The organism is Lentzea sp. NPDC020367 (assembly GCF_044387305.1).
Taxonomy (GTDB): Bacteria; Actinomycetota; Actinomycetes; order Mycobacteriales; family Pseudonocardiaceae; genus Lentzea.
In genome coordinates this window covers 1-12,582 of sequence record NZ_JBIRVV010000038.1, presented here as the reverse complement: position 1 = coordinate 12,582, position 12,582 = coordinate 1, and the positions used below count along the sequence as shown (strand labels likewise).

Genomic DNA, 12,582 nt, shown 5'->3' with positions numbered 1-12,582 from the left:
GGAACGACTTCTCACCGTCTACGGCATCGGATACAAGCTCGTATGAAAAGCCTCCTCGTCCGGTTCTTCCTGTTCTCCCTGGTGATCGCGGCCTGTTCGATCGCGGTCACGGCGTGGCTCGCGAGCCAGGCGACCACCGGCGCGATCCGGCAGGAGCAGGGCGAGGCGCTCGAAACGGACGCCCAGATCGTCGACGAGCTCGTGGGTTACGCGGCCACGCACAAGAACTGGGCAGACGCGAAGTCCGCAGTGGACGAGATCGCACGGAAGTACAACCGCCGCGTGGCACTGACCGACCGCAACGGCAAGAAGCTGTTCGACACCGGTGACCAGAACGCGCCCCAGCTGCCCATCACGCCACGAGCGCTGGTGGACCCGTTGAACGTCAACGGAAGGATCGACCCGCGGGCGGTCGGCCCGTTCAAGCTCACCGAGGAGGAGTTCCGCACGCTGCACGCCTACGCCGACCAGCTGGAGGAGTGCAACGCCTACATCAAGATCGTGGACGCGCCCAACGGCCGGCCGCGCCTGTCCAACGACGAACCCGGCCGGCTCTCGATCTGGGACGACTGCAAGGTCGGCGACCGGCTCTACACGCTCACGGTGACGGAGAAGGCCGCGTACGGCCAGCTCCAGGCGCTGTTCACGGAATGCCTGGCCCGGCTCGACCCGTTGACGGCGGCGAGCACGCGGGGCAAGAAGCCGGGCCCGGCGACGTTCGACTGGGAGATCACGACCGTCCAGGACACGTCGCCGGAGGTGGTGGGGTGCATGGACAGCTCACGGCGTGAACAGTTGCGCCCGTTCGTCGCCGAGCCCGTGCAGCTCTTCCTCACCTCACCGACCGGCGCCGAGCCGCAGACGATCGACCTGTCGACGACCGGCGCCACCCGGATCATGCTGGTGGCGCTGGGAATCCTCGCGATCGCGGGCTTCGCGTCCTGGGTCACGGCGACGCAGCTCGTGCGGCCGATCCGCGCGCTCACCGCCGCCACCAAGCGCACGGCCGAGGGCGATCGCACCGCGCGGGTGGACGGCGGCGCGGGCGAGATCGGTGAACTGGCCAAGTCGTTCAACGCCATGTCCGAGAAGCTCGCCGAGACCGAACGCCAGCGGCAGGCCATGGTCAGCGACGTCGCGCACGAGCTGCGCACGCCGTTGGGCAACATCACCGGCTGGCTGGAGGCGACGCAGGACGGGCTGGCCGAACCGGACCCGCACCTGATCGACATGCTGCTGGAGGAATCCCTTCTGCTGCAACGACTCGTGGACGACCTGCACGACCTCGCCCAGGCCGACGCGGGGACGCTGCGGCTGCACCCCGAACCGATCGCGCTCGACGACGTCGTGGACCAGGTCGTCAACGCGCAGCAGAACCGCGAGATCCTGCTGCGCGCGGAGACCACGCCGGTGCACCTCAGCGCGGATCCGGTGCGGCTGCGGCAGGCACTCGGCAACCTCGTCGCGAACGCCGTGCGCTACACACCGCCGGGTGGCGAGGTCGTCGTGAAGCTGTTCCAGTGGAAGGACAGGGCGATCCTGGAAGTCACGGACACCGGCACCGGCATCGCGCCCGAGGACCTGCCGCACGTGTTCGACAGGTTCTGGCGCGCGGACAAGTCCCGCAGCCGCCGCACGGGTGGCAGCGGGCTCGGGCTCGCGATCACGCGGCACCTGGTGGAGGCGCACGGCGGTTCGGTGTCGGTGACGAGCACTCCGGGCGAGGGCTCGACGTTCCGGATCAGCCTCCCGCAGGCATGAGCCCCAGCAGGTCCATGTTGATCATTGCGGCCGCCTGGGCTCCCTGCGCGGCGGCGACGATCACGATGGCCGTGGGATCCGTGACGTTGCCCGCCGCGTAGACGCCGGGCACGCTCGTGCGGCCCTTGGCGTCCGTGCGCACGAACGGGCCTGCCATGGTCTCCGCGGTTTCCGCACCCAACGCGAGCAGGAACTCGTCGCGCGGTTTGACCGGTGCGGAGTACACGAGCGCGTCGGCCGGGATGCGGTCCGAGCCGGAGATCACCGCGACGAGCCGGTCGTCCTCGACCTCGATGCCGTCGACCGAGGGCACGTGGGTGACGTCGTCCGACCACTGCCGGACCAGCTTGACCTTCATCTCCTCGCCGAACACCGCGAGCTTCTGGTCGCGGACCTCGTAGCCGTGGCAGTACGGGCAGCCGAAGACGTCGCGGCCCCAGCGTTCGCGCAGGTCGTCCGGCACCTCGTCGATCATGCCGGTCGCGAACAGCAGACGCTGGGCGTGCACCGTGCGCTCGGCCAGTTCGACGGCGAACCCGTCGTCGGTCTTGCGCACGCCGCGGACGTTGTCGTTGACGATCTCTCCTCCGTAGCCCTCGACCTCGGCCCGTCCGTGCTTGAGGAGGTCCAACGGCGAGAGGCCGTCGCGAGAGAGGTAGTTGTGCATGTGCGCGGCCGGCGCGTTGCGCGGCTCGGCACCGTCGACCACGAGCACGCTGCGACGCGCCCTGGTCAGCATCAGAGCGGCGCTCAGTCCGGCCGCTCCCCCACCAATGATCACCACTTCGTATGTCATGACCCAACAGTGCGGTCGACAGCCCAGTTTTGGCAAAGTAAGTTGCTGTTATGGCAACAACCGTGGGGCAAAGGCTCGCCGCGCTGCGGGCCGAGCACGAACTGACGCTGGCGTCGTTGTCCGAGATGACGGGCATCTCGAAGTCGACGCTGTCACGGCTGGAGACCGACCAGCGCAAGCCGACGCTGGAGCTGCTGCTGCCGTTGTCGCGGACCTACCAGGTGACGCTGGACGACCTGGTCGGCGCGCCGGAGGTGGGCGACCCGCGCGTGCAGATGAAGCCGCGCGAGCTCGACCACGGCCGCGTCGGCATCCCGCTGACCAGGTCGATCGGGCCGCTGCAGGCGTGGAAGATGATCCTCTCCGACGCCGAGCTGCACGAACCGCGTGTGCACGAGGGCTACGAGTGGTTCTACGTGCTGAGCGGGCAGGTCCGGCTGCGGATCGGCGACAAGGAGGTCGTGCTGCGCGCGGGCGAGGTGGCCGAGTTCGACTGCCGTCAGCCGCACGCGCTGAGCAGCGCCGACGGGCGGCCGGCCGAGATCATCAGCCTGTTCGGCAAGCAGGGGGAACGCATCCACACCCGCGCGGCGCCGCCCAACAGGTCATAGTGGAGGCATGTGCCGAAACATCCGGGTGCTCCACAACTTCGAACCGCCGGCGACCTCCGACGAGGTGCACGCCGCCGCGCTGCAGTACGTGCGGAAGGTGGGCGGGGCGGCCAAACCGTCCGCGGCGAACCAGGCCGCGTACGACAAGGCGGTCGCGGCTGTAGCCGCGGCAACGCGGGAACTGCTCGACGCGCTGGTGACGACCGCGCCGCCCAAGGACCGCGAGGTCGAGGCGGCCAAGGCGAAGGCCAGGTCCGCGGAGCGCTACGGACGTTAGCGCGCGACGCGCGTGTCGAGGTACATGCAGATCAGCTTGGCCGCAACGCCTGCGGAGCCGACGATGAAGGCCTGGTCAGGGCCGAGCGTGACGGCGATGGCCCACAGCAGCAGCGCGATCAGCACGAGGATGACCGTCACCTGCGCCGCGTGCGGCCAGGTGCCGGGGTGGGTCAGCCACCCCGCAGACAGCCGTGGCTGCGGAACCTCCACGTCACCCGCTCTATCGGGTGAACGCTCCGCCTTTACCGCCATCGTGCTCCCTCGCCGTGATTCCTCCTGATGAACCCATTCTGCTGAGTTGATCTTCTACGGAGTGTTACTTCCGCCGGTCATGCGGTGAGCGTTGGGTGAGCGTCGGCGAACGGCAGACGAACGGTCATCCCTGTGATCGGTTGCCGGTCCGTCACCGTCCGTTTACCGATTGCGATCTACGTCGCAACTCTATGTGTCACCTACACGGGTGACAGTTCGACGCTCAGTGAACAACTACGCCGTTCGGAGCAGCGCCGTTTTTGTCAGACCCCTCGGATAACGTCAGGTGAAGCTCGCGGTACGAGGGGAGAAAACGTTGCCGGACAACAACGTCAGCGTCACCGCACTGTCGTTCACCGAGTACGTCATGAGCGGTCAGCGTGGACGCATCAACATCGTGTCGGAACAGCGGGGGATGTACCTGGCCTCCGATACCAGGGTGTGCGGGTTCTACAACCCGATCCGCGACGCCATGCGACGAGCGGTCAACTCGACGGAGCCGGAGATCGAGCTCAAGAAGGCGATCATGAACGCCAACCGCACGGGCCAGCCGCGGGCGTTCGAGGAGATCGCCGACGGCTTCCTGCCCTGGCTGGCGTCCTTCAAGGCGACGGGGGTGCCGGTGGAGGGCGCCGCCTACCGCGCCGGTGAGCTGACCTTGAAGGTGCGGCCGCACCTGGGGCTGCGCAAGAAGGACGGCACGACGTACGCGGTGCTCGTGCACGCCAAGGAACTGCCGCTGACCAGGGAGGCGGCGAACGTCGGGCTGCGGATCCTGCAGCACACGGTCGCGGACACGCTGCCCGGCGCCATCCCGCTGGTGCTCGACGTGCGACGCGGCAAGGCCTACCAGATGCCGGCGCGCACGAACCTCGGGAAGCTCGACGTGCTGATCGCGGCCGAGGCCATGGGGTACGTGACGCACTGGAAGCTGTCCGGCCTGTTCGAGTCCGTCCAGGTCGGCTAGGGGGAAGGGAGTTGCCGGGAAGCGCGGACCTCGTCAGATTGCTCGGGTGGGAGCCGAAGCGTGAGCCCGAACTGTCCTGGGGCGACGCCGAGGAGCATCTGGGGTTCCCGTTTCCCGGTGACTACAAAGAACTGCTGTCAGTGTTCGGCAGTGGTGTTTTCGATCATGTCGTCGAAGTGGTCTCACCGATCGAGGACGACGAGTCGCTCGACGTCTTCTTCAGCGACATCTACGAGTCCAAGGAGTTCGACGGCCTCGTCCAGTGGGGCAGGGCCGGCAGGTGCACGCTGTTCTGGCGCACCGGCGCGGACGACCCGGACCAGTGGACGATCACCTGGTGCGACGCCGAGTTCTCCGAGTGGGAGAGCTACGACGGGCCGACCACCGCGTTCCTCTTCGACCTGCTCACCGGCAAGATCGCGAGCAGGCTCATCGAGTTCACGCCGGCGCGGAAACCCGGTTTCTGGCCTGCCTAACAGGTCTTGAGCAGCCCGGCCAACGCGTCGTGCTCCGGCTGGTCCACGGTCAGCTTGTAGGCGATCTTCACCGAGATCCAGTGCTGCGCGTACGTGCACCCGTACGTCGCGACCGGCGGCTTCCACTTCGCCGGGTCCTGGTCACCCTTGGAACGGTTGGACTTCGCGGTCACCGCCAGCAGCTGGATGCCGCCGAGGTCGTTGGCGAACGCCTTGCGCTCGTCGTCGGTCCACTTGTCGGCGCCGGAGCGCCAGGCTTCGGCGAGCGGCACGGTGTGGTCGATGTCGACCTCACCGGCCTCCTTGATCACCACACCGTCGTAGGCGCTGTTCCAGGTGCCGGAGACCGCCTTGCAGTCCTTGTCGGTCTTCACGTCCGTGCCCTGCTTCTGCAGCACGATCTCCCTGGTGTCACAGGAGTTTCCCTGCGAGGCCCAGTGCGGGAAGCGGTCACGGCTGTAGCCGGCCATCTTGCCCTCGGGCGCGATCTTCAACGCGGCGAGGTCCGACGAACCGGTCGGAACGGGCGCGGGGGTGTTGGGCGGATTCTCCTGGGACGACTGGAGATTCGTGAGGTACCAACCCACTGCCACGAGCAGCACGAAGACCACCAGTGACGTCACCGCCGCGCGATTCATGCGGCAATGATCGACCATGCGGATCACGGACCGGTCACCCGGCCCGCGATCCGCGTGTCGCCACTACGGGCGAGAGGTGAGGTAACCGCCCATGTGCTTGAAGTACTCGTGCGCCTTGAGCTCGGTGCCATCGGCGGTACGAACCTTCTTGACCAGCAACGCCTTGCTCTTGCCGCGCCTCGCCTCGGCTCCGGCGACGATGGTCACGCCGTCGCCCTCGCGGTAGAAGATCCGGCCAGGAGTGCCGCCGTAGACCTCGGCGGACACGTCGGCCTCGATGATCTCGAGGCGCTGGCCGCGGTGGAAGCAGTACGCGCTCGGGTACGGCGCACACTGCGCGCGCACCAGGCGGTCCAGCTCCTCGGCGGTCCAGGTGAAGTCGATCCGGAGGTCTTCCTCGGCGCGCTTGTGGAAGAACGAGGCCTGCGAACGGTCCTGCTTCTGGAACTCGGTGCGGCCGGACGCGATCTCGGCGAGGCCGTCGACGGTGATCGGGCCGAACAGCTCCAGCGTCTTCTCGAAGAGGACCGCGGTCGTGTCGCGCGGGCCGACCGGAACCGAGCGCTGCAGCACGATGTCGCCGGCGTCGAGCGTGTCGTCCATCATGTGCGCCGTCACGCCGACCTCCTTCTCGTCGTTGAGAAGCGCCCAGATCAACGGCGAGAAGCCCGCGTACTTCGGCAGCAACGAGTCGTGCACGTTCAACGTGCCGTGCTTGGGCAGCGCGAAGACCTGCGGCGGGATCCAGGTCCGCCAGTTGCAGGCGACGATCACGTCCGGCTCGGCGGCCTTGAGCGCGTCGAGCAGTTCCTGGTCCTCCGGGCGTTCGCGGACGAGGACCTCGACGCCGTTCTCGCGAGCCAGTTCCTCGACCGAATCGCTCCAGACCTTCTCGTACGCGCCCTCACCCTTGGGGTGGGTCACCACCAGGACGACCTCGTGCTCGGACGCCAAAAGTGCCTGCAGGGTGCGATGACCCCAGGTCTGGAACCCGAACATGACGACCCTCATGGGGGTGTCCTCCTTCACTTGGTTGCGATACGGTCAGGCTAACCTAACTGACGGCTTGCGGAGATAGCTTAGGCTGCCCTAAGTTTGGTGCTCATGCATCCGATCTACGACATCGTCGGTATCGGGTTCGGTCCCTCGAACCTGGCGCTCGCCATCGCTCTGACCGAGCACAACGAGCAGGCCGAAACCCCTGTCACCGCGGTGTTCCTGGAACGCCAGCAGGCGTTCGGCTGGCATCGGGGCATGCTCCTGGACGACGCCACCATGCAGGTCTCGTTCCTCAAGGACCTGGTCACCATGCGGAACCCGACCAGCCGTTTCTCGTTCCTGTGCTACCTGCGGGACCGCGGCCGGCTGATCGACTTCGTCAACCACAAGAACCTGTTCCCGCTGCGCGTCGAGTTCCACGACTACTTCGAGTGGGCAGCGGCCCAGGTCGACGACGTGGTGGCCTACGGCACCGAAGCCGTTGGCGTGGAAGCGATCCAGGACGACCTGTTCGAGGTGACAACGGCCACGGGTGACGTGTACCACGCCCGCAACCTCGTCTTCGCCACCGGACTGCGCCCGGCCGTGCCCGAGGGCATCGCGCTGTCGGACCGCGTGTGGCACAACAGCGAGTTCCTCCACCGCGTCGGCTCGTTGAAGAACCCGAAGCGTTGCGTCGTCGTGGGCGCCGGGCAGAGCGCCGCGGAGGCCGTGGCGTACCTGCACCGCGAGTTCCCCGGCGCCGAGGTGTGCTCGGTGTTCTCCCGCTACGGCTACAGCCCCGCGGACGACAGCTCGTTCGCGAACCGCATCTTCGACCCCGAGGCCGTCGACCACTACTACGACGCACCGGACGCCGTGAAGCAGCGGTTGATGGACTACCACCGCAACACCAACTACTCCGTGGTCGACATCGACCTGATCACGCAGCTCTACCGCACCGAGTACCAGGAGAAGGTGCTGGGCACCGAGCGCCTGAAGATGATGAAGATGACCCGGCTCGTCGCGGTCGAGGAGTCCGCGGACGGCGCGCGTGCGGTGATCCAGTCGCTCGTCACCGGCGAGCAGGAGTTCCTCGACACCGACCTCGTGCTGCTCGCGACGGGTTACGGCGAGGCGGCGCCGGTCCTCGGTTCGCTGAACGAGACCTGCGCACGGGACGAGGCCGGCCGTCTGGTCGTCGGCCGCGACTACCGCGTGCAGACGTCCTTGCGTGGCGGCGTCTACCTGCAGGGCGGCACCGAGCACTCGCACGGCATCACGTCGTCGCTCCTGTCCAACGTCGCGGTGCGCTCGGGTGAGATCCTGGCGTCCGTGCTGACCAACACCCCAGTGCCGGTCCTCGCGACCGCGTGAAACTCGATCTCAAGCTGACGGGCTGCCGGGCCATCACGATGGACCCGGCACGCCCCGCCGCGCACACGATCGGCATCTGGCAGGGCCGCATCGCCGGGCTGGACGAGCAGGTCGAGGACCTGCCCGCGGCCGAGACCGTCGACCTCGGCAACGCCGTGGTGCTGCCCGGTTTCATCGACGCCCACACGCACCTCGCGTGGAACGGCCGCCGCACCACCGACATCACCGGCCTGACCACGGTCGCCCAGATCCTCGACCGCCTCACCACCGCGCCCGGCACGGGCTGGATCGAGGCGTCCGGCTACGACCGCCGGATCATGGACCGCCCGCTCACCGCGCTGGACCTCGACCGGATCAGCGACGGCAGGCCGGTGTACGTCGCCGACCTGTCCGGTCACGCGTGCGTCGTGAACTCGTTGGTGCTCAAGCAACTCCCGGAGATCACCAGCGACGGCTGGCTGACCGAGAACGAACAGCTGGCCGCGCGGACGTTGCGACTGCCGTACTCACTCGACGAGATCACCGCCGAACTGCACACGAGCGCCCAGCAAGTGCTGTCCGAGGGCGTCACGACGTGCGCGGAGGCGGGCATCGGCGCGGGCCTGATCGCCAGCAGCCCAGTAGAAGCAGCCGCGTACCAACGCGCCCAGCTCCCGATCCGCGTGCAGCTGATGGTGTCCGCCCACGTCCTGCACGACGTCGCCGCCGACCAGAACGACAGAATCCCCCGCGCGATCGACCTGGGCCTGCACACCGGTTTCGGCAGCGACATGCTGTCGTTGGGCGCCCTGAAACTGTGGACCGACGGCGGCATGATGGCGCGCACGGCCGCGTTGTCCGAGCCGTACCAAGGCAGCGACAGCTCGGGCCGGCTCGCCGAGTCCGAGGAGTTCATGCGGGCGGCGATCATCGACGGCCACCACGCCGGCTGGCAGCTGGCGATTCACGCGATCGGTGACCGAGCAATCGACTTCACCTTGGACGCGGTCCAAGAAGCGCAACGCCAACGCCCCCGCCCCGACGCCAGGCACCGAATCGAACACTGCGGCCTCGTCCGCCCGGAACAACTCGCCCGAATCTCGGCCCTCGGCATGGTCCCCGTCATCCAACCAACGTTCTTGTGGTCCTACGGTGATGACTACAGCGAGATCATGGGCGAGAAGCGGGCACCGTGGATGTACCGCGGCCGCTCGTTCCTGGACCACGGCATCACCGTCGCGGGCAGCTCGGACCGCCCGGTCGCGGACGGAGCCCCGTTGCGCGCCATCGAGTTCATGGTGCGCCGGCGGTCGTCCAGCGGCCGCGCGATCGGACCGGCCGAGGCGATCACCGTCGAGGAGGCGATCTACGCGTACACGCTCGGCAGCGCCTACGCGTGCCACAAAGAGGACTCACTGGGCAGCCTCACTCCAGGCAAACTCGCGGACCTCGTGGTGCTCGGCGACGACCCGCGCACGAGCGACGCGATCGCGGAGATCCCGGTGCTCGCCACCATGGTCGGCGGCAAGTTCAGCTTTCGGCGAGCTTCTTGATCTCGGCCAGTCGCTGGTCCCACTGGGAGGCGAGTGAGGACATCCACGTGGCGGTGGCGTCGAGCGCGCCGGACCGGACGGAGAAGTTGTTCTCCCGGCCCGCGCGCACAGACGCCACCAGCTCGGCCTTCTCCAGCACGACCAGGTGCTTCACGATGGCCTGACGGCTCACCGGCAACTCACCGGCGAGCGTCGACGCCGACACGGGCCCCTTGGCCGCCACGAGGTCGAGCACCCGCCGTCGCATCGGATCCGCGAGCGCGGCCAGCACGTCGTCGACCTGACTCACCAGCACACCCCTTCTGCAACCCGTCGGTTGCAGAACAGGCTACTGCAGGCGGAAGGTCGCGGCCAACGTCGTGAGCCGGTCGATGATGTCCGCGTAGACGTTCGTGCGGCGAACCCAGTTCTCACTGCCGGACGCGGCGGACGGCGGCGCACCGAGCGGCGTGACCGCGTCCGTGACGCCGTACTCCAGCCGGTACGCGAGCACCGCGATCGCCGACTCGAGCCAGAACGACGGGTCCGGCGTGGGAATCTCGCCCAGCCCGACCCGGAACCACACGGGCATGCGCGCGTACTGCCCGAGCGCCTCGGAGATGCGCCTCTCGGCCGCGTCCTTGATCTCGCCGCGAGCCTTGTCCCCGGCCAGCACGGCCTCGGTGCGCCACTCCTCCCCCACGGCGTCCTCGTCGGCCTCCAGCCGCTCGGCCGCCCGCTGCGCACTGGCCTCGTTCGCGTTGATCAGCCATTCCATCTGGCGAACCTCGTGCGACAACGCGTCCCGCTCGAACCGCGGCACCCGCCCACCGTCCAGTTTGGACCGGGCCTCGTCCCGCCGAGCCTTGAGCCCGTCGAACTCCAGCACCTCGGCCCTGAGATCGACCCGCGCCGGATCGGCGAGGATCTCCTGCTCGGCGTCCCACGCCTTCCGCAACGCCTCGACCAGCGGCTCGATCTCCCCCGCGACCGCGTCAAGATCGACGAGCGGCCCGTCGCCGGCACCGGACAACCGCCGCTCCAGCACAGTCAACCGAGCCGTCACGCGCTCCAGTTCCGCGGACAGCTGACCGACATGACTGATCAACGTGGCGACCTGCGGCTCGACCACGTCAAGCCGTTCCTTCTCCGTGGGCACGCGACCAGCGAACCGGACACCGAGGACGCGCAACAGCGGGTACCCAACGAATACACGCATTAGAGGAGCGGTTCCGCCCGGCCGTGGCAGCCACCCTCACGCACCGTCACAACACTGGGTGAACCCGGACAAAACGAGGTATTAATAGAAAATGGCGACCTCCGTTACTGAGACCGAACGCAAGTACGAGGCACCATCGGACGCGAGTCTGCCGGACCTCACAGAGATCACCGGCGTGGCGACCGGCCCGGAAGAGTTCGACCTCGAAGCCACCTACTTCGACACCGACGACTACCGCCTGGCCCGCGCCGGCGTGACCCTGCGCAGGCGCGTGGGCGGCAACGACGAGGGCTGGCACCTCAAACTCCCGGCAGGCGAAGACTCGAGGCAAGAACTCCGAGTCCCCCTGGGCAAAGCGGTGAAGAGGCCGCCAAAGGACCTCTCGTCCTTGGTCCGAGCCCACACCAGAGGCCAAACCCTCACCCCAGTGGCAGAAATCCGCACCAACCGCCGCCGCTGGCAACTGACCAACAACACCGGCGACATGCTCGCCGAGGTGGTCGACGACGTAGTCACCGCCCAAACCATGGGCTCCTCAACCACAACGACGTCATGGCGCGAGATCGAGGTCGAGCTGGGCGAAAGCGGCGACCGCAAACTCCTAGACACGGTCGAACGCCACCTGGGCGACGCAGGCATAGTCCCGTCGTCCTCAAAGTCCAAGCTCTCCCAGGTGATCGGCGTAAAGCGAGACCAGGGCCCCACCCTGGGCAAGAAACCAACAGCAGGCGACGTCCTGCTCGCCTACCTGTACGACCAACGCGCCGCACTCCAAAACCAGGACCCCCGAGTCCGCCGCAACGAGGACGACGCGGTCCACCAACTACGAGTGGCCACCCGCCGAATGCGCTCAGCCCTACAAGCCTTCGGCAAGATCGTCGACCGAGACCAAACCCGCACCCTCACCGACGAACTCAAGTGGCTGGCCACAGTCCTGGGAACCTCACGGGACCTGGAAGTACTCCGCATGCGCTTCGAAAACGCCCTCCACGCCCTCCCACCAGAACAGGCCCTGGGCGACGTCGCGGCCCGCATGACCCGCTACTTCGCCCCACTGGAAGCGAAGGCGCACAAGGACTCCGTAGCGGCCCTGGACAGCGAGCGCTACTTCACCCTCCTCAACACCATCGACTCGCTCCTAACCGCACCCCCGCTAACCCCGCTGGCGGCAGGCAAGGCAAAGGAAGTCCTCCCCCGCCTGGTGGAAAAGGCCCGCCACCGCCTGGACGTCCGCGTAGAGGAAGCCCTGAAGGTCAACGACAGCGACGAACCCCTGCACGAGGCCCGCAAGGCAGCCAAACGCCTCCGCTACTCAGCAGAAGTAGCCGAACCCGCGCTAGGCAAACACGCCAAGGCCCTACGCAAGCGAGCAAAGGACGTCCAAACCCTCCTGGGCGACCACCAGGACTCAGTGGTCGCACGCCCAGTCCTACTGGAGCTGGGCAGGGGAGACGAGAACGGCTTCACCTTCGGCCTCCTCTACGGCCAGGAGGTAGAGCTGGCACACAAAACAGAGGCAGCACTCCCGGCCCTATGGCACAAGCTGAGCAAAGAACACCTCTAGCCGCCCACGCCCATCCACCCGCGAAGCCGAAGGCGAGCCGTCCTTAGCAAACGGGCTGGGCGGTGGGTCCCGTCACGAGTCGCGCCACAGCTCTTGCTGCACCTGAGGGGTGAGGTCAAGTCGACACGCTTTTCGTCGACTTGACCTCACCCC

Annotated in this window: 14 protein-coding genes; 8 read left to right on the top strand and 6 right to left on the bottom strand. The window is 67.5% G+C overall.

The features are described 5' to 3' along the window. Positions 1 to 42 precede the first annotated feature (42 nt). Complete coding sequence (locus tag ACH413_RS48250; protein WP_396426271.1) at positions 43 to 1,761, top strand: sensor histidine kinase; 1,719 nt, start codon at positions 43 to 45, stop codon at positions 1,759 to 1,761. Here ACH413_RS48250 and ACH413_RS48245 read toward each other — a convergent pair. Further along, entirely contained in the window at positions 1,742 to 2,557 is an 816-nt protein-coding gene (locus ACH413_RS48245; protein WP_360049307.1) for an NAD(P)/FAD-dependent oxidoreductase, read from the bottom strand. The genes ACH413_RS48250 and ACH413_RS48245 overlap by 20 nt on opposite strands. Before the next feature lie 50 nt (positions 2,558 to 2,607). Between ACH413_RS48245 and ACH413_RS48240 the strand changes: the two genes are divergently transcribed. Both ACH413_RS48240 and ACH413_RS48235 read left to right on the top strand, forming a co-directional pair. Continuing rightward, on the top strand, positions 2,608 to 3,168 hold the full coding sequence (locus tag ACH413_RS48240) for a cupin domain-containing protein (protein WP_319981779.1): 561 nt from the start codon (positions 2,608 to 2,610) through the stop codon (positions 3,166 to 3,168). A 7-nt stretch (positions 3,169 to 3,175) separates the two neighbouring features. After that, entirely contained in the window at positions 3,176 to 3,445 is a 270-nt protein-coding gene (locus ACH413_RS48235) for a DUF2277 domain-containing protein (RefSeq protein ID WP_360049306.1), read from the top strand. On the opposite strand, the gene ACH413_RS48230 is transcribed toward ACH413_RS48235, so the two are convergent. After that, on the bottom strand, positions 3,442 to 3,657 hold the full coding sequence (locus tag ACH413_RS48230) for a hypothetical protein (RefSeq protein WP_360049304.1): 216 nt from the start codon (positions 3,655 to 3,657) through the stop codon (positions 3,442 to 3,444). The two genes, ACH413_RS48235 and ACH413_RS48230, sit on opposite strands and share 4 nt — an antisense overlap. A 328-nt stretch (positions 3,658 to 3,985) precedes the next feature. Here ACH413_RS48230 and ACH413_RS48225 point away from each other — a divergent pair, with 328 nt between their 5' ends. Together ACH413_RS48225 and ACH413_RS48220 are read left to right on the top strand one after the other, a co-directional pair. After that, the gene (locus ACH413_RS48225) at positions 3,986 to 4,666 is read left to right on the top strand and encodes a hypothetical protein (protein WP_360049303.1); all 681 of its coding nucleotides are present in this window, start codon (positions 3,986 to 3,988) and stop codon (positions 4,664 to 4,666) included. Between the two features lie 11 nt (positions 4,667 to 4,677). Then, complete coding sequence (locus tag ACH413_RS48220; RefSeq protein ID WP_360049302.1) at positions 4,678 to 5,142, top strand: SMI1/KNR4 family protein; 465 nt, start codon at positions 4,678 to 4,680, stop codon at positions 5,140 to 5,142. Here ACH413_RS48220 and ACH413_RS48215 read toward each other — a convergent pair. Continuing rightward, positions 5,139 to 5,780 carry an HNH endonuclease family protein gene (locus ACH413_RS48215; protein ID WP_360049300.1) on the bottom strand — a complete coding sequence of 214 codons (642 nt, stop codon included), beginning with the start codon at positions 5,778 to 5,780 and terminating at the stop codon, positions 5,139 to 5,141. The two genes, ACH413_RS48220 and ACH413_RS48215, sit on opposite strands and share 4 nt — an antisense overlap. Positions 5,781 to 5,843: 63 nt before the next feature. Continuing rightward, positions 5,844 to 6,791, bottom strand: a complete 948-nt coding sequence (locus ACH413_RS48210; RefSeq protein WP_360049298.1) for a methionyl-tRNA formyltransferase — start codon at positions 6,789 to 6,791, stop codon at positions 5,844 to 5,846. 93 nt (positions 6,792 to 6,884) lie between these two features. On the opposite strand from ACH413_RS48210, the gene ACH413_RS48205 reads away from it, so the two are divergent. Beyond that, on the top strand, positions 6,885 to 8,135 hold the full coding sequence (locus tag ACH413_RS48205) for a SidA/IucD/PvdA family monooxygenase (RefSeq protein WP_360049296.1): 1,251 nt from the start codon (positions 6,885 to 6,887) through the stop codon (positions 8,133 to 8,135). Then, the gene (locus ACH413_RS48200; RefSeq protein ID WP_360049295.1) at positions 8,132 to 9,667 is read left to right on the top strand and encodes an amidohydrolase; all 1,536 of its coding nucleotides are present in this window, start codon (positions 8,132 to 8,134) and stop codon (positions 9,665 to 9,667) included. Before ACH413_RS48205 ends, ACH413_RS48200 begins: the two co-directional genes overlap by 4 nt. Here the strand turns inward: ACH413_RS48200 and ACH413_RS48195 are convergent. Further along, positions 9,645 to 9,956, bottom strand: a complete 312-nt coding sequence (locus ACH413_RS48195; protein WP_360049293.1) for a helix-turn-helix domain-containing protein — start codon at positions 9,954 to 9,956, stop codon at positions 9,645 to 9,647. The two genes, ACH413_RS48200 and ACH413_RS48195, sit on opposite strands and share 23 nt — an antisense overlap. Positions 9,957 to 9,995: 39 nt before the next feature. Then, positions 9,996 to 10,805 carry a hypothetical protein gene (locus ACH413_RS48190; RefSeq protein ID WP_360049292.1) on the bottom strand — a complete coding sequence of 270 codons (810 nt, stop codon included), beginning with the start codon at positions 10,803 to 10,805 and terminating at the stop codon, positions 9,996 to 9,998. Positions 10,806 to 10,956: 151 nt separating this feature from the next. Here ACH413_RS48190 and ACH413_RS48185 point away from each other — a divergent pair, with 151 nt between their 5' ends. Further along, complete coding sequence (locus tag ACH413_RS48185; RefSeq protein ID WP_360049291.1) at positions 10,957 to 12,429, top strand: CYTH and CHAD domain-containing protein; 1,473 nt, start codon at positions 10,957 to 10,959, stop codon at positions 12,427 to 12,429. Positions 12,430 to 12,582 lie beyond the last annotated feature (153 nt).

Excerpts from the sequence above, each read along its gene's own strand:
- ACH413_RS48250 (WP_396426271.1), top strand. The coding sequence starts at position 43 with ATGAAAAGCCTCCTCGTCCGGTTCTTCCTGTTCTCCCTGGTGATCGCG.
- ACH413_RS48245 (WP_360049307.1), bottom strand. The coding sequence starts at position 2,557 with ATGACATACGAAGTGGTGATCATTGGTGGGGGAGCGGCCGGACTGAGC.
- ACH413_RS48240 (WP_319981779.1), top strand. The coding sequence starts at position 2,608 with ATGGCAACAACCGTGGGGCAAAGGCTCGCCGCGCTGCGGGCCGAGCAC.
- ACH413_RS48235 (WP_360049306.1), top strand. The coding sequence starts at position 3,176 with ATGTGCCGAAACATCCGGGTGCTCCACAACTTCGAACCGCCGGCGACC.
- ACH413_RS48215 (WP_360049300.1), bottom strand. The coding sequence starts at position 5,780 with ATGAATCGCGCGGCGGTGACGTCACTGGTGGTCTTCGTGCTGCTCGTG.
- ACH413_RS48210 (WP_360049298.1), bottom strand. The coding sequence starts at position 6,791 with ATGAGGGTCGTCATGTTCGGGTTCCAGACCTGGGGTCATCGCACCCTG.
- ACH413_RS48205 (WP_360049296.1), top strand. The coding sequence starts at position 6,885 with ATGCATCCGATCTACGACATCGTCGGTATCGGGTTCGGTCCCTCGAAC.
- ACH413_RS48185 (WP_360049291.1), top strand. The coding sequence starts at position 10,957 with ATGGCGACCTCCGTTACTGAGACCGAACGCAAGTACGAGGCACCATCG.